The organism is Microcoleus sp. K1-B1, assembly GCF_036704705.1.
In the GTDB taxonomy this organism is placed as follows: Bacteria; Cyanobacteriota; Cyanobacteriia; order Cyanobacteriales; family Microcoleaceae; genus Microcoleus.
The window spans coordinates 113785-131332 of sequence record NZ_JAUBSH010000003.1 but is presented as its reverse complement, the minus strand read 5'-3'; the positions used below and the strand labels follow the sequence as shown (position 1 = coordinate 131332).

Below are 17548 nucleotides of genomic sequence, written 5' to 3'. Positions count from 1 at the left end.
ACTGAGAAGTGGCGTTACCCTTTTTTTAGCAATGGCAAACCGAGTTTTGATTGTCGGCGGGCGGGGACGAATTGGCAGCAGCGTTGCCCAAGACCTTGTTACCCATACCGACGCGGAAATTACTGTTACCGGACGCAACTCTGAAGCCTCTATTGGGCAGGGATTGCCACCGGATCGGGTGCAGTACCAAACTTTTGATTTAGCGGACAGTGCAGCCCTGCAAAAAGCTGTTTCAGAGTCTAATCTTGTGGTTCACTGTGCGGGGCCTTTTCACTACCGAGACGCCGGCGTGCTGAAAACTTGCATCGAAGCAGGTGTTAATTATACTGATGTCAGCGACAGCCGCAGTTTTACTCGCAGAGCTTTAGAATTGCGCGAAGCTGCTAAAAATGCTGGGATTACTGCTATTATTAACACGGGGATTTTCCCCGGTGTGTCTAATAGCATGGTTCGTCGAGATGTGGAGCAATTAGATGAAGCAGAACACATCCATTTGAGTTATGTAGTCGGAGGTTCTGGCGGCGCTGGCGTTACCGTCATGAGAACTACTTTTTTAGGTTTGCAAACTCCTTTTGAGGTTTGGGCCGATCGCAAGTGGCAGCAAGTAAAACCCTACAGCGATCGCGAAACAATTGAATTTCCCGCACCCTATGGCAACACAGGCGTTTACTGGTTCGATATGCCGGAAGCAATTACTTTGCCCGAAACTTTCCCCGTCAAATCAGTTGTGACTAAATTCGGCACGTCTCCCGACCTTTACAATCACCTTACCTGGTTTGTTGCCAAGTATTGGCCCGCTAGCTGGCTCAAAAATAACTCCGTGATTGAATTTCTCTCCTACGTCAGTTATGGGATGACCAGTGTTACTAATAGTTTTAGTGGGGTTGGCGTGGCAGTGCGATCGCAAGTGACGGGTCTCAAAAACGGTCAACCCGCTAAAGTTTGCTCGACAGCGATACACCCCAGTGCTGCCGTCGCTACTGGCCTCGGTACTGGCAGCATAGCTCAATTAATGTTAGAAGGAAAGCTGGATAAACCCGGCGTTTGGTCGGTCGAACAAGCTCTTTCTACTGAGCTATTTGAACGAGCTATGCAGAACAGAAACCTAGAGATAGAACAGGTTGTTTTGTAGTGAGTTAGGTTATTTATAGCAATTTAAAATGTTGGGAAATGGGATTTTTGCCCGAACTGCGAAGACGCGAAAGACGCGCCGAAAAAGAAGAGTCAGGGGCTTCGTAATTGATGAGAAAACCCCTATCTAGGGTTCCTCGCAGGAATTGCGATCGCCCCTCATAGGAGATGAGTTCCGCTTGTATAACTAATCTATCTTTTGGTAGAAGTAATAGTAACAAGCAGGCGCTTAAGATATGGGATGTCACGGGAAACATCCCTTTTGGCTCGCTCTAGATGCGGTAGCTGCGACAAAGATTGCGCTTGAACCAAGGTTGTCAATGTGCGATCGCAGTGAAGGGGCGACAAACACCATAATTTTTGCGGAAAAATACGAGGAGAATTTGATATGAAGCGGGTTTTAAAAGCTCTAGGACAAACATTGAGCCAAAGCATTTTGCTGGTCTGTACCCTGGCGTTCATTGGTCTGCTAAGTCTAGCGATAGTACCCAGTCAGGCTGCTTACGCAGGTCAAGACAGGAGTCAGGCGCAGCCAGAAGCTAAAATTACTGACCCCGCAGAAAGTTTCGAGGATCTCAATCCCCAAGCAGCTTACGAAGAAATAGTCAAAACCTCTCAAAATCCTGCAAAGGTCGAGAAAGCTTACGACGAAAGCTTAAAGGAGTACAAGGGAGAACACCCGCAAGAAGGCATAGTTCAAAAAGCTGAAGATTTGATCGAAAAGGTCACAGGCAACTAATAAATCAAGAGATTTATATCTAACTCAAGTTGCTGGTAAATAAACAGCTTCAGTGAGTAGACAAGGGAGCCCAGTTCAGAACTCACTTGAACATCCTGATATAGGGTGCGCCGAGGCGCACCTTAACGCTTGATGTTAGCCTGTAAAACTACTTTTTGAGTCCAGAACTATTTTTTCGTTTCCCTGCTTTTTAAGCTAGCAGATTCATCCTGAAGGAAGATGAATAGATATGACTTTAAAAGGTAAATTTAATAATAGTTAGATCTAGATAAAAGGAAAAAAATATCATGAGCGATGACAAAAAAACGGTACATGAACCTGATGCTAATCTCGACCCGCTTTCGGGCGAAACAGGAGCTCATCCAGTCGCAACGGGTATTGGTGCGGCGAGTGCCGGCGCTGCAGGTGCTGTGATCGGTGGTGCGGTGGGCGGGCCTGTAGGAGCAGTTGTCGGCGCTGTGGTGGGTGCGTTTGGCGGCGGTTTGGCGGGCAAAGGTGTGGGCGAGGCGATCGACCCCACGGTAGAAGATGCTTACTGGCAAAGCAACTACAATTCGCGTCCTTACGTGGACACTAGCGCGACTTACGAAGACTATCAGCCTGCATACCGCACCGGTTATGAGGGATACAGCCGCTATGGCGCTACTGGTAAGAAATACCACGAGATCGAACCGGATTTGCAGCGCGACTACGAAACAAATCGCGGTAAGTCTAATGTGACTTGGGAAAAAGCGAAGCACGCCACGCGCGATGCTTGGGATCGGGTGGAACGCGCTGTTCCTGGCGACATTGACAAAGACGGCCGCTAAGGGCTTACGCCAAGTATTTCTCAGTCTTGGAGACACACAAACTCAAGCGTTCCGGTTATTTTTAGCCGGGTACCGGAATGGAGGGAAGTGTTTAATCAAAAAAACCCGGCTGCTGCGTTTTGGACTGTTGTTGATAGGTAACACAGTTTTTAACGCGAGTTTAGCGAAGTTTTTGGGGATTTTAAGCCCCTCTCTACATCGGAGAGGGTATTTTTATGCTCTCTTGAAATCCCATTTTTAAGCACGATTTTTATTTCACAGGACTGTTCGCTGTGAGAACTCGCTAGAGACGTAGAGGCTTTGCTGTGCGGGACGATCGCACTTCTAAAAAATGCTTTTTACAAAATTGGGATGCTTCCGTTTGAGATTAACATTTTTTTTTGACTATTAGCCTTAAAATTAAACTTATTCAGGACTGAGGCATCGATCGCATATTTCTGTCATTGTTCGCGATGCGCTTTCTTCAATCGCAGTTGCAGCGTTAAGCGTCGGTGGCTTCAAGTCCGATAATTGTTAATCTAAATCCTCTCATTCAAAATTGGTATTACTTGTGGATGAAATGTTGGAAAGAGCTTGGACACTCAAGCAAAATTTAATTGACTTTGTGCTGGATGCTGAGGGAGAGTTGGCGGTAGCTTTGGAAGCTTATGCTGCAGCCCGATCGACCGGCGAGCGCTACGATATTGCTCAGCAAAATCAAGTGATTGACAGTTTTACCATCGAAGGTAAAGTCGGAGAGAAAACGCCGATCGACCTATTTGTCGAAAGTCAGGCGGATTTAACAGAGAGCGATCGTAGCTTGCTGGAAAGTTGGGAGCACAGAAGCTTCACTGGCTTATTTGAAATCACTCAACTTTCCCCCGACAGGTTTGAACTGATGAACTGGCTGACGGCTAAGCACTACGTTGTCAAGCCCAACAGTCCTAATTTTCTTGCAGAGATGTCTCGCTTTAAGTTAGGAGAAATCTTGCTGGCTCGGATTTCTCCCCTTACCGATGACTGGTGGATACTTTCGAGCTCTCCCATTTTGAAGGGGAAATTGGGTAAGCCGAAGTTGGCGGTGGCGATCGGCAATTTCAAGCAAAATCACAACAAGAACCTGTATAGCGATGCCCCGGAATTGTTAGAGCAAGCTTGGCAGTCAGTAGAAAAGTACCATGAAGATTTTACCGAATTTTTTGGCAGTGATGAAGTAACGCTATCGGGGTATCACCTCAATAAACAGTTGGCTGAATTTCAGGAATTTATCACTAAAAAACGCCTAGCGGATATCGGCATTGATGAACATAAATCTCTGGCGGATATCGTTGAAGATGCCGGAGTCGATCGAGAAGAAGTCAAAGCAGCCGCCATCGCCGCAGCCGGTGCCGATGCTAACGCAGTTGAGGTAATGCTCGACAGCAATGCTAGTTCAAAAATGGTGATGCCGAAAGTCGAATTGCCCGATCGCTTCAAGAAAGCCGAACAGGTGACAGCATTTTCTCATCCTCGCTGGGGACAAACCTTTTTGTCTACTTACGCTCAATTTACTGCACTGCTAGCAGCCGAAGACTTTTCAACCGTTCCCGGTTACGAGAAGCTGGTGCGTAACTATCTCGAAGATCCTGCAATTAATGTCTGGATTTGGCAACGGTTAGCTAAAGTTAATCCAGCGAAATTAGAACAAATTTTGCAAACAGTATTGCAACGTACAGACTTTCAGATCGATCGCGATTTAGACGCCTTGCTGCAAGAGTTTAAAAAACCCTTAGAACCCGAACTCCCGGAAATTGCCAGCGTTCCCCTGCACCTGCACAACTTATTTCAGGCAGCTTTAGGCGAAGTTAATAAGTCTAAGTCTAAACCGCAGGATAAAAAGAAAAGCTCTAAAGGCTTTAAATCCTAACTAGCTAAGTTCGTGGCATACTGCTATGCGCTAATGCGCCGGCTTCGCCAACGGATACTCGTTGAGATAGCCGCAGCCCAGGGAAAGCAGGAAGAGAGGGGCAATTTCAAGTATGAGTGCGATCGACCCTAGCCATTTTGGGCGTATTAGTCTGCATCCCTCACATCATAAACAATTAAACAAGCTCACAGCTAGCTGTGAGCTTATCGCCCGGTAATATTACTCAAATAGCTTTGCAGTCAGGACTTTAGTTTTTCTTCACCGCGATCGAAAGAACTGAAGTCCTCACTACAAACACCTTTTGTTAATCTTCAACTCGTCGGACAGCCATGCGTTGCAGCGGCAGGCTGAGTATGCTAGAAGCAGTCAACAAGTAAGAAAGAACAGTAGTCAGCTTCAAACTGAGCAATAACCAGCTATCCTCTGGTAGGTGAAGTTTCAGCCCGAAAAAAGAGATGCAGTACACTATCCAGTAAGTAAAGCTCATCTTGATTAGGATTTCTTCGCTCAAAGTGCGATCGTCCGTTGCCTGTGAGTTGCGATTATCACCCAGCAGGACTAGACCCGCAATAGAAGCCACAAAAGAAACCATAACGAGATAGTCATGCCAGTTAAGCTCAACCATTTCTAAACTCCGCTTTTATCCGAATTTTTGGAATCAGACATCAGTCTAAAGGATAAGTTTTCCCGCTCCAAGCAATAGTTACAAATTGAAACAGCCGGAGTTACAAATCGCAATGAAAATTCCCCGCAACCGCCAGCAACAGGCTCGTTTAGTCAGCCGCCAAGGACAATTCCCCTTAAATATTGTCAAGTTGGGAGTACCGCGCCTGCATTTTGCCGACCTCTACCACAGGCTGCTAACTCTTTCTTGGCCGCGATTTTTCATACTGATTTGTCTGTCCTATATAGTCACAAATTCTTTATTTGCCTTAGCTTACTTGGCGGGAGGAGATTGCATTGCTAACGCGCGGCCGGGTTCTTTCCCAGATGCCTTTTATTTCAGCGTGCAAACAATGGCGACGATCGGCTACGGCTCTATGTATCCGCGCACGGATTACGCTAATACTATAGTCGCGATCCAAGCGCTTTTTGGTTTGTGGGGAGTGGCGATGGTAACGGGACTGGCTTTTTCGAGATTTTCTCGACCAACAGCGAGAGTTATCTTCAGCCGGGTAGCTGTGATCGCTCCTTTCAACGGCGTTCCGACTCTGATGTACCGCACTGCAAATCAGCGTTTTAACCAAATTTTAGAAGCGCAGCAGCGAGCAACTTTGATCCGCGACGAGGTAACATCGGAAGGAGAATTTATGCGGCGTTTTTACGATTTGCAATTAGTGCGGAGTCACTCTCCAGTTTTTGCATTAACTTGGACGGTTATGCACGCAATTGAGGAGAGCAGTCCTTTGTACCAACTTACTGCTCAAGACTTGATGGAACAGCAAGCGGAAATTGTAATTACGTTAACAGGAATTGACGAAACTGTTTCGCAAACTATTCATGCGCGACATTCTTTTGTGGCGTCTGAAATTATGTGGAATATGCGGTTTGTAGATATTCTTTTGAAATCGGCGACGGGAGGGCGGGTGGTTGATTATACTCGGTTTCACGATGTGAAGCCTGTGGAATGAAAGTTTTGATTTAGCCACCAGTGCTAGAATACCTGTAGGGCAAAAAAAACTTAATATTTATGAACTCAATAACTGCAAATACGACACTGAAAGAATTGCAACCGCAACTCTTAGCTTTAACTCCCGAAGAGAAGGCTCAAGCTATAGAATTACTAGCCCAAAGTTTAAGAAAATTTTGGTCGGGAATTCAAAAGACTCCCGGCGTGTGCGGCGGCGATGCTTGCATCAGACAAACGCGAATTCCTGTTTGGGTGCTGGTGAATGCTCGCCGTTTAGGTATTTCTGAGGCTGAACTCCTAGAAGACTATCCGACTCTGCGTGCCGCTGATTTGGCGAATGCTTGGGCTTATGCTGAGGCATATTCTGATGAGATTGAAACAGCAATTAGAGACAATGAGGAAGATTGAAAAGTGGCGCGTTTCTATGCAGATGAACAATTTCCGAAGCGGGTTGTGGAATTGTTGAGGACTTTAGGTCACGATGTCCTTACCGTACAGGAAGCAGGAAATGCTAATCAAAAAATTCCTGATGAAGAAGTGTTAGCTTTTGCAGTGAGTATTGACCGCGCTATTTTAACGCTCAATCGCCGTCATTTTATCAGGCTGCATACATTACAACCCGACCATGCTGGTATCATTGTTTGTAAAGATGATTCAAATAGGGATATGTTGGCTTTACGCATTAATGAAGCTATTGCGAATCGAGAATCAGTGAGAAGTTTACTGATTCGAGTTAACCGTCCTTCGGAGTGAGTAGAAATGATAGAATACCTTGGGTCTGGAATTCAAAAGACTCCCGGTGTCATGGGTGGTGCCGCCTGTATCCGAAAAACGCGGATTCCTGTTTGGCTGTTAATAAGCTATCGCCGTCAAGATGCCACCGATGCTCATATTTTAGAAGGTCATCCCGATCTCTGTGCAGCAGATTTGGTGAATGCTTTTAGTTATGCTGAGGCATATCGTGAGGAGATTGAAGCAGCAATTCACGAAAATGAGGAAGATTGAAAAGTTACAGGTTTCTATGAAAATAAACAAAAAACTCCTTGTACTATGCGAATAATTCATACTGCTGACTGGCATTTAGGGCGGCGTTTTCGAGGGATCGATCGCACTTTTGAAATTGCGATCGCCCTCGAACAGATTTTGAAGCAAGCAAAAGCCTTGGATGTCGATGCTGTGCTCGTTGCGGGCGACATTTTCGATGTGCCCAACCCTCCCGCCTACGCCGAACGCATTGCTTATAACTTTTTCTGCGAACTCCAAGCAGCAGCAATTCCCGCAATTGCGATCGCCGGTAATCACGATTCGGCATCCCGCATCGACAGCATCGCGCAATTGCTTTCCCTCGCCGGTGTTCGCGCTTTAGGCAAACCCAGGCTTTCCGCCGACGGCGGCACAATTACTCTCAATACAAAAAGTGGTAAACTTTGTGTGGGAGCGATGCCTTTTGCTTCCGAACAAAGACTGTTAGATGCTAATTCTCTCTGGCAGTCTGGCGATGCCGAGCGGCGAAAAGATTACCGCGAAATCGTAGCATATTTACTCGAAGATTTAAGCAGAGAGTTTAGAGACAATACTGTCAATATTCTCATGGGACACATGAGCATTGACGGCGCTCGATTGGCAAAATCCGAAGTCGCTTATTACACGCGAGAAAAATACCTGCTCTCATCGCAAACTCTGCCGCCGGAAGCTCAGTATGTTGCCCTCGGACACATCCACATTCACCAGCGGATTTCTGAAACTTCTCCCGCTTATTATTCCGGTTCTTTGATTCAATTAGATTTTGGAGAAGCGGAACAGGAAAAAGGATTTTGCTTGATAGAAGTTGAGCCGGGAAGTCAGGCAAAGGTGGAATTTAAGCCTGTGGCTTGCCACAAGCCGTTAAAAGTGCTTAAATGTCATAACGACAATCTCGATGAAACTTTACAAGCTCATCAGTACCATCCGGGTTTCTTGAAAGTAATTGTCGAACTGGACAGTCCGCAAATCGGACTTGCCGATCGAGTGCGCCAAATTTGTTCTCAAGCGCTGTTAATTGAACCGCGCTATCCAGATGCAGCGCTAGAACCAACAGAAATAACTACTATCGATCCCAATAATTTCGATCCGGCAGCCGAGTTTTGCAACTATTATCAAAACCGATTGGGAACGACACCGAAACCGGCAGTATTGGAGGAATTTAAAAATTTGTACAAGAAGTTTAAGGAAACAGTTAACAATTAAATGGGTAAAAAGATACAATCCAAAATCCAAAATCTCAAATTTCAAATAGTTTTAAGACTGAAACCCACGCTCAATGTCGCTTGTAGTCGAGTCTAGATCCCCCTAAATCCCCCTTAAGAAGGGGGACTTTGATAATACTCTTGTTCCCCCCTTGTTAAGGGGGGTTAGGGGGGATCGGGAAGACTGTAGAAGGAAGACAGTAGACCTGAATATAACAATCTAAAACCCCAAATCCTAAAACTAAAATCAGTATGCGTCCACTCGAACTTATTCTCGAAGGATTTACCAGCTTCCACCGCGAACAGCGTTTAGATTTTTCTCAACTCGATTTGTTTGCAATTACTGGTGCTACAGGTGCGGGCAAATCTTCACTGTTAGATGCCATGACTTACGCTCTTTTTGGCACGACAACTCGCAGCGGCAAACAAGTAAGTGATTTGGCAAGTCAAGGCAGCGAAAATTTAAAAGTGCAGTTGCGTTTTGCTGTGGGTTCGGCACAGTATCGGGTGACGCGCAGGTGGCGTTTTCGTCCGAAATCTCCCGAAAATAAAGTGATTTTGGACAACTGGCAAAATGGTCAATGGGAAACTTTGGGGACGAGTATCGTTGCTGTTCAAAATACCATTGAACAGATTTTAGGAATGGATTTTGATACTTTTACGCGAGCAATTGTTCTGCCTCAAGGCAAGTTTGATGAGTTTATTAAAGGGGATACATCAAAACGCCGGGAAATTTTGCGGCAGCTAGCGGGATTTGAGATTTTTGAGCAGATGCGGAAGGAAACAAATGAGCTGGCCAAGTTGCTGAAACAGGAACGGGAAATGGTGGAAAGGCAGCTAGCTGAGTTGAGTGCGCCGACGGCGGATGAGGTGGATCAAAGACGATCGCAACTTTTGATTTTAGAGCAGCAGTTGCCCGATTTCGATCGCGCTGTGATGAAAGCTCAAAAGGCTCTAGATGAAGAGGAACAGCTATTTTCGCAAATCGCTCGCTGGCAAGAGTTACAACAACAACTGGCTAAATTAAATGCTAATTCTGCTGAGGTTGCAATTTTAGCACAGCGTTTAGAAAGAGCGCAAGCTGCCAATCATTTACAGGGAGATTGGGCTTTAGTGCGATCGGCTCGCAGTCAGTATGAAACTGCCGAAAGTGCCTCGGTGGCAGCCCGAAAGCAGTTAATTAAAGCTCGCTCTGAGCTGGCAGTAGAGCAGCAGCAACTTGACGCGGCAAAAGCGAAAGAAGAGGTGCTAGCGCCACAAATTAAGGCTCGCGAAGATGCTCTAGCTGCTGCTAAAGTATATGAAGAACAGCGCGCTCAACTAGAAAAAGAAGTGGCGCTTGCCCAAAAAATTCAACAGGAAAAACTCCGCTTTTTTATGGCAGCCGATAAAGACCTGCAAGCTGCTAACACTAAAATTCAAGGCGCGGGTTTTCGAGTTACTCAAGCAGCGGCACAGCTCGAACAGTATTCGCTGGGAGGAAAGCGTTTAGAGCAATTGCAGAAAATTGCACCCTTATTGATGGAACTTCAGCTAATTACCAAGCAGCAAAAGACTCAGCAAGAACAGTTGGATAAATCTCTGGCAGAGAAGGAAAGCGCTCAACAAAATTATGTGAAGGCTACCACTAATTTAGAAGCCGTTGAACTCAGGCTAAAAGAGTGCGCCCGCGAGTTAGAAGTGGCCCAAACCGCTAATGCGGAAGCGGCACGTTTAGAGAGTGTTGCTGCTATCAGAATGTCACTGAATTCTGGCGATACTTGCCCGGTGTGCGGGGGGGTGCATCCTGAGAGCGAGAGCCTGCCTCCTTTGCCGAATTCTAATATTGTCGATGTCGCTGGTTTGCGGCAGAAATTGGCGGCGGTAAATCAGCTTTTTCAAGATGCTCAAAGGTTGGCTGCTGAGGCAAAAAGTACAGCTTCAGCTTGCCAGCAAAAAGAGTCGGAAATTGCTCAAATGCTCGAATTAACTGCGAATAGAGTTGCCGAATTGCAGCAGCAAATCACTCAAGTTCTGGAAAATCCTCAGTGGGAAAGCTTGGGGTTGCAGCAGGAGTTGGCAATCCTTAAAGAGAGCGATCGCCAATACCGCGAAACTGAACAGCAGTTCCAACTGGCATCATTGGAATATGATAATTTTCAGGAAAGATTTAATGTTGCGGTGGCGACTCAAGCAGCTAAACAGCAGGAATATCAAGATGCGATCGCCGAATCAGACCGTCGCCAGCAGCAGTTGCAAAGTTGTGTAAATGCGCTTTATCAAATTACCGAATATCAACCTTATGCTAATTTAGCAAAAGTCTTAGAACAAGACAAGCAAGACTTGGCAAATCTGCTAAAAGTTGCCGAAAAATCCTATCAAACTGCTCAAAATAAGGTTATTCAAGCCGCAGAGAGAGAGCAACAAGCTGGAGAAGTTTTTGGGCAAGCCCAAGCCCAGAAACAGCAGCTAAACCTGGATTGGTCAACAAAATTAACAGCGACTGATTTCACAGAAGAGACATTTTTAGCAGCGGTTGCGACAGTTAAGGAACAATCTGAATGGGAAAATGCTATTCGCTCTCACCGCGAGTCAAAAATTCAGTTAGAGACGCGGGCAAAAGATTTGAGCGAGGCGATCGCAGGCAGAACTACCGATGAGAATAATTTAGCACAAGTGCGATCGGCAAAACATACCGCCCAAGAAAACCTCAAACAAGCCAACAACAACCGCGCCGAACTTTTAGCTTGGATTCAAGTAGCAGCCCAAAATCTCGAACAAGCCGAAAGACTGTCACAGCAAATCACAAATTTCACAGAACAAGAGCAAACTTATCACACCTTAGCGCAGAATCTCAAATCCAACGAATTTCAATCCTACATTTTAGAACATTTAGAAGCAGAATTAGTTGGCAGCGCCACCTTAATTTTGCAAGAATTAACCGAAAATCGCTACAAATTAAAAAACCAAGATGGCGAATACTGGGTAACAGATAATTGGAACGGTGGCGAAGCTAGACGAGTACGCACTCTTTCCGGCGGTGAAACCTTTGCCACTTCCTTATCAATGGCTTTAGCTTTGTCAGAAAAACTGTCTCAAGGATCTCACTTGGGCAGCTTGTTTCTCGATGAAGGATTTGGTACTTTAGATACCGAAACTCTCGAAAGCGTTACTCAAATTTTAGAATCTTTGCGGCAGCGAGACAGGATGATTGGAGTGATTACCCACGTTCGAGAATTGGGCGAAAGATTGCCCGCACAAGTTAAAGTGTTTAAGTCTCCGCAAGGCTCTAGAATAGAAGTTGAAAGAGTCTAATTATAATATAATAAGACTTATGTCAAAAGTAGTTTTTCTCGCTATTTATAGCGCTCTCGGTGCGCCGTCCGCATCCTACAAACTATATATGTAGGGTGTGTACTACGCATCGGTTAACTAAGCTCTTTTTGGCTCTAGTAAAACAGTTTTTTAAATCATGTCAGCCAAAGATATCTTTCACAACACAGTACGTGCGGCTTTGGAGAAAGATGGATGGAAAATTACTCACGATCCTCTATTTCTAAGAGTAACTTCTCAAGTAAAAATGCAGATAGATTTGGGAGGAGAGAAATTACTTTCTGCCGAAAAGGGGATGCAAAAAATAGCAGTAGAAGTAAAAAGTTTTGTGGGCTTGTCGGCGCTGTCAGAATTCCATACGGCTGTTGGTCAATTTCTTAATTATCGAGTAGCATTGGAAAAATTGGAATCAGAACGAGTGCTGTATTTGGCAGTGCCTACAGATATCTATCAAGATTTTTTTACAGACTCGTTTATTCAAACTGTGTTAGAACGATATCAAATAAAGATGCTGGTTTTTCATGTGAAGGGACAGGAGATAACATTATGGAAAGATTAGATTATCGCCAGTTAGTTCAGAAAGTCATACATCAACACGCGACAGAGCAGTCTGAGCAAGATGTAGAAACCACTGAAATTGTTTTCGATACGGAACGCGACCGCTATTTATTGTTGTATGTGGGATGGCGGGATGAAGAACGAATTCATGGATGTCCCATTCATGTTGATATCAAAGATGGAAAGATTTGGATTCAGCGCGATTTTACAGAAGTAGGAATTGCAAATCAATTTCTAGAATTTGGAGTCCCTCAAACAGATATTGTGTTGGGATTTCGAGCGCCTTATGTACGGCAATTTACTGGATTTGCGATAGCGTAAATCATTAAATAATATCCCCAACCAAAAATCCCCCCAACCCCGACTTCTCCAATAATTCGGGGTTCTAATCTGTAAATTCTGTCAATCTACTTAACGCCCCAAGAAACAAATATTATATGAAAAATTACCCCACTAGAATGCAATCGGTGCAGTCGCCCATAATTCCCGTAGTTGGCGAACTGATTCGCCAAAATCCGGGAACAATATCTTTAGGACAAGGTGTAGTTTACTACAATCCGCCACAAGAATCATTTGACAAAATTCCCGAATTTTTCGCAAATCTAGACAATCACAAATACAAAGCCGTGGAAGGAATTCCACAATTACAGGATGCAATCGCAGCCAAACTCAAAACAGATAACGCCATAGAAATTAATAGCCAAAACTGCATTGTCGTTACCGCCGGCAGCAACATGGGATTTACCAACGCCATTCTCGCTATAACTTCGGCGGGGGACGAAGTTATTATCCAATCACCTTATTACTTCAACCACGAAATGGCGGCAATTATGGCAAATTGCCGACCAGTGATAGTAGAAACAGACGCCAACTATCAACTTAATATCGATGCTATAAAAAAAGCAATTACCGACAAAACGCGAGCCATAGTTACCATTTCACCAAATAATCCCACTGGTGTTGTTTATTCGGTCGAAGCACTCCGGGAAGTTAACGATATTTGTCGCCAGCACAACATCTATCACATCAGCGATGAAGCTTACGAATATTTTACTTATAACGGCGTCAAACACTGTTCGCCCGCCGCTTTTCCCAACAGCAGCGAACATACAATTTCTCTGTTTAGCCTCTCCAAAGCCTACGGTTTTGCGAGTTGGCGGATCGGGTATATGGTAATACCAGAACACTTGCTCGTTTCAGTGAGAAAGATTCAAGATACCATCTTAATTTGTCCGCCCGTAATTTCTCAGTATGCAGCCCTGGGAGCCTTGCAAGTTGGTAGAGGTTACTGCGATAATTATGTAAGGGCGATCGCATCTGTGCGACAACTCGTATTAGACGAACTCAATACCATCCAAAATTTGTGTACAATTTCCCCAGCCGCTGGAGCTTTCTACTTTTTCTTGAAAGTTGATACTGAACTCGATACAATGGAATTAGTAGAACAATTAATTCGCGAATATCGCGTAGCAGTGCTTCCCGGTACAACTTTCGGCATGGATAACGGCTGCTATTTGCGCGTTGCTTACGGTGCTTTGGAAAAAGCAACCGCCACCGCAGGTATTAGGAGATTAGTTAAAGGTTTGAAGACAATTTTAAACAAGTAAAATAGGAAAATCAAACATGGTTGCCACGAACTTGAAAGCAAATACAAATATCCAAGATACCTCCGCTGCCAAACTGGCAGACTTGCGCGATTTGATGGCCGATTATGAATTAGATTGCTATTTGATCACAGCGGTTGACGAACACTTAAATTTATCAGTTCCAGCAGCCAAGCAGCGGCGAGCTTGGATGTGCGGTTTTACGGGTTCCGCTGGTGATTTGTTGGTTGGCAAAGATTCCGCTTGGTTGTTTGTGGATTCCCGCTATTACGAACAAGCGGAATTGCAAGTCGATACTGGAATTATTCAAATATCGAAACTCGGCTTAGAAGGAAATTTAACGTTAATTGAAACTTTAGAAAAACTGGCTGTAGAATCGGCAGAAAAATCAAGGAAAATTCGCATGGGTTTTGACCCGTTTACCGTAGCGACAGAGCAATATCAAAATTGGGTGAAAAAATTTGCAACTGCGGAGATTGATCTCATACCAATCCGGGAGAATTTGACAGACAAAGTGCGATCGCAAACTCCTTGGCAAACAGCAGAGACTTTACCCGCGATTGACGCAGAGCCCATATTTAGCTTACCTGTATCCCTGACCGGAGAAACCGCCGCCGAAAAATTAGCCAGAGTCAGGGAAGCGATGCAAAAAGCCAATATTGATGTGCTTCCGATTACCAACCTCAATCAAATAGCGTGGCTGTTCAATCTCCGAGGCTCGGATATTCCCCACATTCCCATTTTCATCTCCTATGCCATTGTCACCAAAGATTCAGCGTTTTTGTTTACAAATCCCGAACGAATTTCGCTAGAAATCAAGCAAGAATTGCGGGCGGATGTAACTTTGCTTCCCTACGCAGACTATCCGCATACATTAGAAAATTGCGTAAATTTGCCACATAAAGTTCGGGTACTTTTAGACCCGAAACACAGCACAGCAGGCACGTACCAGTTAATATTAAACCATCAAGAAGCGCAGTTTTACAACATCGAAATAGTTTTTGAGACACATCCGGTAGAAGGGATGAAGGCTCGCAAAAATACCGTAGAAATTGAGCAGATGAAATCAGCCAATTTCAAAGCAAGTCGAGCGAAAACTTTGGCTTTAAAGTGGTTGACAGAACAGCTAGAAAATGGTAAAGTAGTGACAGAGTTTGATGTCAAAGAAAGCATCGAAAAATTTTACCAAGAAGAAACAGATTTTCAGACTTTAACTTTTAGAACGATCGCCGGTGCGGGAGCCAATAGCTCGATCGTACATTATGGAACCCCCAGCCCAGAAATAACTTTAAAACCGGGGGAACTGCTGTTATTGGACTCAGGGGCGCAATATTTAGCAGGTACAACCGACGATACGAGAACAGTAAGTATCGGAGAACCGACGGCGCTACAAATAGAACACTACACAACAGTCTTAATCGCGCACATCAACTGTGCAATGCAGCAATTCCCCAAAGGAACAACGGGAGCGCAATTAGATGCGATCGCCCGTGCGGTATTATGGCAAGAACAGCTAGACTACGGACACGGTACAGGGCACGGAGTCGGCGCGTTTTTAGCCGGTCACGAAGGGCCAAACGGCATCAGCAAATTTGTGCAGTATCCCCTGGAAGCGGGAATGGTAACGAGCATCGAACCGGGATATTACGAACCGGGATGGGGCGGAATTCGCATCGAAAATCTCTATGTTGTCAGGGAAATGCCATCCAAAAACGGTACCGTTTGGTACGGATTTGAATCGCTGACGTATATTCCGTTTGAGCGCAAATTAATAAATGTCGATCGACTGTCAAAGACTCAACTAGCATGGTTGAATAATTATCATGCTTCGGTAGTCGAGAAACTGGAACCCGTACTTGATTCAGCAACAATCGCCTGGTTGAAAAAAGCCTGCGCTGTATTAGGTAAAATTCAATAGGTTTAGTTAAGCCAGATCCCCCTTAAAAAGGGCGGGAAAATAGCTGCATCAAAGTCCCCCTTTTTAAGGGGGAATTTAGGGGGATCTCCGAGCAATAAATAGTCCTCTCCCCAGCGTATTGGATTATAAATTCGCCTTAAGCAAACGTCTTTTCAATCCAGAGCGACTGCTATATTTATTATGCAGTTGTTGAAGCCGTGTTAAAAACTTAATTTGCTGCTTTTGATAATCCGCCAAATCTCGGAGTTTTAAAAGTAACGGCACTACTTCGTCGTAAGATTTAGAAGTTCCTTTTTGAATAAGAGCGTCTATATCTTCCCAAGCAGCCGTTTCTCGCTTAGCCAAAGCTTCTAATTCTCTGATTCGTGCAGCTTTAGCTTCCTGTTCTATTCTGTATTCTTCCTTTTTTTCTTCCTTTTTTGCGCTTGCTAAAAGCTGACTAATTGTTCGTTTTCCGGGATTTTCCTCTTGCCTAACTTCTATTATTTCTGATAATTTCTTACCCAATTCAATAGACAGATTAGATTCTTCCTTGAGTAACCGTAGTAAAAAAGTATCAACTTCAGAACGTTCAAGTTTTTTGATAGCTTCTTTGATGCTACTTTCGGGAATTGAATCTTTAGTAACACTCGCACTAATTGCAGCTTTCAGTAGATGCTCATCCAGTTCAAAAATATCGATAAAAGCCTGTAACGATGAAGATAACTTACCGAAATTAGGAGGAACAGGTGGCTCTAGTCCTTCTCGATCATCATTTGCATCATCATTTTCATCATCATCATCTCGCTCATCTTCATCTTCGTCGTCGAGTTCATCAAGATAGGTAATCCCTTTCAGCCAAGCCAAATAAAGTAAACGATAATCTCCCTGCAAAATTTCCTGGCGCAAACCTATCAAAGAGGATAAATTTCCTTCTCCCTCTATCCACCCATCAAAACCTTCTTCCTCATTAATAGAAATCTCTAAAATGACAAAATTATTAATTTCCGAAACCTCAACTATATCTTCAACGCAATATTTCTGCATCAGTTCAATATCAATCAAACCTTTGGGAAAACGAAACATTAGTTGTAATGATCCCCAATTAGCTATGTAAAACATAGCATCGAAATATTTGATTAATAATTGTTTTTCTTGGCCCGGTAAGTCTCCATAGCTATAGACAAAAATAGCTCTACTAGAGCTGATTTGCGCGCGACTAGAGAGTTGGCTGAGTGCTTCTTGTTCGGATTGAGTCAAACGTCGATCGACGCTTTGAAACTCGTAATATTGATATTCGCTCATTTTGGGTTATTGCAAGTACATAGAAGAGATATCAAAGGCTTCTTCAGGCGTACCGTAGAAACTGCCATTTCTGAACATACAAGGCTCGTATTTTTCACTGCTATAGGCGTAAAACCCCAGAGTCCAAGCTTCTTCATCACTAAAGTAACGCAGCCGACACAGGTGAAGGGGGGTATTTCGCTTTCGTTCTAAATATTCTTCACGAGATATGCGAAGCTCTTTGCTCGGAAAATCTAGGGGGACATCAGGTTCTGTATAGGCATCAATGTAACAAAACTGACTGCGAAAGCGGATGCCTAGGCGAGTGTACTTACCAGCGTAGTTAGCAGCAGCATAATCGAGAATACGCTGCTTCACCCGTTCTTGAACTGCCGGAGGGATTTTAACTCCGCCTGAATGTGGATCTTTTACCCAAGGGGACATTTCGCTGCTCCGGTACAGTGCTGACAAATT

At 44.4% G+C, this 17548-nt stretch carries 17 protein-coding genes; 14 read left to right on the top strand and 3 right to left on the bottom strand.

The annotated features are described in order from the left end of the window. The first annotated feature begins 31 nt into the window (after positions 1–31). From QUA83_RS01980 to QUA83_RS01965, 4 genes are all read left to right on the top strand, one after another. Entirely contained in the window at positions 32–1132 is a 1101-nt protein-coding gene (locus QUA83_RS01980; protein ID WP_333291089.1) for a saccharopine dehydrogenase NADP-binding domain-containing protein, read from the top strand. Between the two features lie 387 nt (positions 1133–1519). Next, complete coding sequence (locus tag QUA83_RS01975) at positions 1520–1870, top strand: hypothetical protein (protein WP_333291087.1); 351 nt, start codon at positions 1520–1522, stop codon at positions 1868–1870. 287 nt (positions 1871–2157) lie between these two features. Then, the gene (locus tag QUA83_RS01970) at positions 2158–2679 is read left to right on the top strand and encodes a hypothetical protein (RefSeq protein ID WP_333291086.1); all 522 of its coding nucleotides are present in this window, start codon (positions 2158–2160) and stop codon (positions 2677–2679) included. A gap of 550 nt (positions 2680–3229) precedes the next feature. Then, positions 3230–4564 (top strand): hypothetical protein, encoded by a 1335-nt coding sequence (locus tag QUA83_RS01965; RefSeq protein WP_333291115.1) that lies wholly within the window; start codon positions 3230–3232, stop codon positions 4562–4564. A gap of 304 nt (positions 4565–4868) precedes the next feature. Here QUA83_RS01965 and QUA83_RS01960 read toward each other — a convergent pair whose 3' ends face one another. Further along, the gene (locus QUA83_RS01960; RefSeq protein WP_333291084.1) at positions 4869–5189 is read right to left on the bottom strand and encodes a hypothetical protein; all 321 of its coding nucleotides are present in this window, start codon (positions 5187–5189) and stop codon (positions 4869–4871) included. Between the two features lie 112 nt (positions 5190–5301). Between QUA83_RS01960 and QUA83_RS01955 the strand changes: the two genes are divergently transcribed. The 10 genes from QUA83_RS01955 to QUA83_RS01910 all read left to right on the top strand — a co-directional run bounded on the left by QUA83_RS01955 (position 5302) and on the right by QUA83_RS01910 (position 15811). Further along, positions 5302–6195, top strand: a complete 894-nt coding sequence (locus QUA83_RS01955; RefSeq protein ID WP_333291082.1) for an ion channel — start codon at positions 5302–5304, stop codon at positions 6193–6195. A gap of 59 nt (positions 6196–6254) precedes the next feature. Continuing rightward, the gene (locus QUA83_RS01950; RefSeq protein ID WP_333291081.1) at positions 6255–6602 is read left to right on the top strand and encodes a DUF433 domain-containing protein; all 348 of its coding nucleotides are present in this window, start codon (positions 6255–6257) and stop codon (positions 6600–6602) included. Positions 6603–6605: 3 nt separating this feature from the next. After that, positions 6606–6947 (top strand): DUF5615 family PIN-like protein, encoded by a 342-nt coding sequence (locus tag QUA83_RS01945; RefSeq protein WP_333291079.1) that lies wholly within the window; start codon positions 6606–6608, stop codon positions 6945–6947. A 6-nt stretch (positions 6948–6953) separates the two neighbouring features. Next, on the top strand, positions 6954–7199 hold the full coding sequence (locus QUA83_RS01940) for a DUF433 domain-containing protein (protein WP_445301751.1): 246 nt from the start codon (positions 6954–6956) through the stop codon (positions 7197–7199). Positions 7200–7244: 45 nt separating this feature from the next. Beyond that, positions 7245–8420 carry an exonuclease SbcCD subunit D gene (locus tag QUA83_RS01935; RefSeq protein WP_333291077.1) on the top strand — a complete coding sequence of 392 codons (1176 nt, stop codon included), beginning with the start codon at positions 7245–7247 and terminating at the stop codon, positions 8418–8420. A 251-nt stretch (positions 8421–8671) separates the two neighbouring features. Further along, positions 8672–11713, top strand: coding sequence for an SMC family ATPase (locus tag QUA83_RS01930; RefSeq protein ID WP_333291075.1), 3042 nt, complete (start codon positions 8672–8674; stop codon positions 11711–11713). 157 nt (positions 11714–11870) lie between these two features. Further along, positions 11871–12290 carry a XisH family protein gene (locus tag QUA83_RS01925; RefSeq protein ID WP_333291074.1) on the top strand — a complete coding sequence of 140 codons (420 nt, stop codon included), beginning with the start codon at positions 11871–11873 and terminating at the stop codon, positions 12288–12290. After that, complete coding sequence (locus QUA83_RS01920; RefSeq protein ID WP_333291072.1) at positions 12278–12610, top strand: XisI protein; 333 nt, start codon at positions 12278–12280, stop codon at positions 12608–12610. The genes QUA83_RS01925 and QUA83_RS01920 overlap by 13 nt, the downstream gene beginning before the upstream one ends. A 116-nt stretch (positions 12611–12726) precedes the next feature. After that, on the top strand, positions 12727–13896 hold the full coding sequence (locus tag QUA83_RS01915; RefSeq protein WP_333291071.1) for a pyridoxal phosphate-dependent aminotransferase: 1170 nt from the start codon (positions 12727–12729) through the stop codon (positions 13894–13896). 16 nt (positions 13897–13912) lie between these two features. Continuing rightward, positions 13913–15811 (top strand): aminopeptidase P family protein, encoded by a 1899-nt coding sequence (locus QUA83_RS01910; protein WP_333291070.1) that lies wholly within the window; start codon positions 13913–13915, stop codon positions 15809–15811. A gap of 123 nt (positions 15812–15934) precedes the next feature. Here QUA83_RS01910 and QUA83_RS01905 read toward each other — a convergent pair whose 3' ends face one another. Next, positions 15935–17095 carry a hypothetical protein gene (locus tag QUA83_RS01905; RefSeq protein ID WP_333291069.1) on the bottom strand — a complete coding sequence of 387 codons (1161 nt, stop codon included), beginning with the start codon at positions 17093–17095 and terminating at the stop codon, positions 15935–15937. A gap of 6 nt (positions 17096–17101) precedes the next feature. Continuing rightward, entirely contained in the window at positions 17102–17518 is a 417-nt protein-coding gene (locus tag QUA83_RS01900) for a hypothetical protein (protein ID WP_333291068.1), read from the bottom strand. Positions 17519–17548: the final 30 nt, after the last annotated feature.

Excerpts from the sequence above, each read along its gene's own strand:
- QUA83_RS01930 (WP_333291075.1), top strand. The coding sequence starts at position 8,672 with ATGCGTCCACTCGAACTTATTCTCGAAGGATTTACCAGCTTCCACCGC.
- QUA83_RS01960 (WP_333291084.1), bottom strand. The coding sequence starts at position 5,189 with ATGGTTGAGCTTAACTGGCATGACTATCTCGTTATGGTTTCTTTTGTG.
- QUA83_RS01900 (WP_333291068.1), bottom strand. The coding sequence starts at position 17,518 with ATGTCCCCTTGGGTAAAAGATCCACATTCAGGCGGAGTTAAAATCCCT.
- QUA83_RS01940 (WP_445301751.1), top strand. The coding sequence starts at position 6,954 with ATGATAGAATACCTTGGGTCTGGAATTCAAAAGACTCCCGGTGTCATG.
- QUA83_RS01920 (WP_333291072.1), top strand. The coding sequence starts at position 12,278 with ATGGAAAGATTAGATTATCGCCAGTTAGTTCAGAAAGTCATACATCAA.
- QUA83_RS01970 (WP_333291086.1), top strand. The coding sequence starts at position 2,158 with ATGAGCGATGACAAAAAAACGGTACATGAACCTGATGCTAATCTCGAC.
- QUA83_RS01950 (WP_333291081.1), top strand. The coding sequence starts at position 6,255 with ATGAACTCAATAACTGCAAATACGACACTGAAAGAATTGCAACCGCAA.
- QUA83_RS01935 (WP_333291077.1), top strand. The coding sequence starts at position 7,245 with ATGCGAATAATTCATACTGCTGACTGGCATTTAGGGCGGCGTTTTCGA.
- QUA83_RS01915 (WP_333291071.1), top strand. The coding sequence starts at position 12,727 with ATGAAAAATTACCCCACTAGAATGCAATCGGTGCAGTCGCCCATAATT.
- QUA83_RS01980 (WP_333291089.1), top strand. The coding sequence starts at position 32 with ATGGCAAACCGAGTTTTGATTGTCGGCGGGCGGGGACGAATTGGCAGC.
- QUA83_RS01910 (WP_333291070.1), top strand. The coding sequence starts at position 13,913 with ATGGTTGCCACGAACTTGAAAGCAAATACAAATATCCAAGATACCTCC.
- QUA83_RS01975 (WP_333291087.1), top strand. The coding sequence starts at position 1,520 with ATGAAGCGGGTTTTAAAAGCTCTAGGACAAACATTGAGCCAAAGCATT.
- QUA83_RS01905 (WP_333291069.1), bottom strand. The coding sequence starts at position 17,095 with ATGAGCGAATATCAATATTACGAGTTTCAAAGCGTCGATCGACGTTTG.
- QUA83_RS01955 (WP_333291082.1), top strand. The coding sequence starts at position 5,302 with ATGAAAATTCCCCGCAACCGCCAGCAACAGGCTCGTTTAGTCAGCCGC.
- QUA83_RS01925 (WP_333291074.1), top strand. The coding sequence starts at position 11,871 with ATGTCAGCCAAAGATATCTTTCACAACACAGTACGTGCGGCTTTGGAG.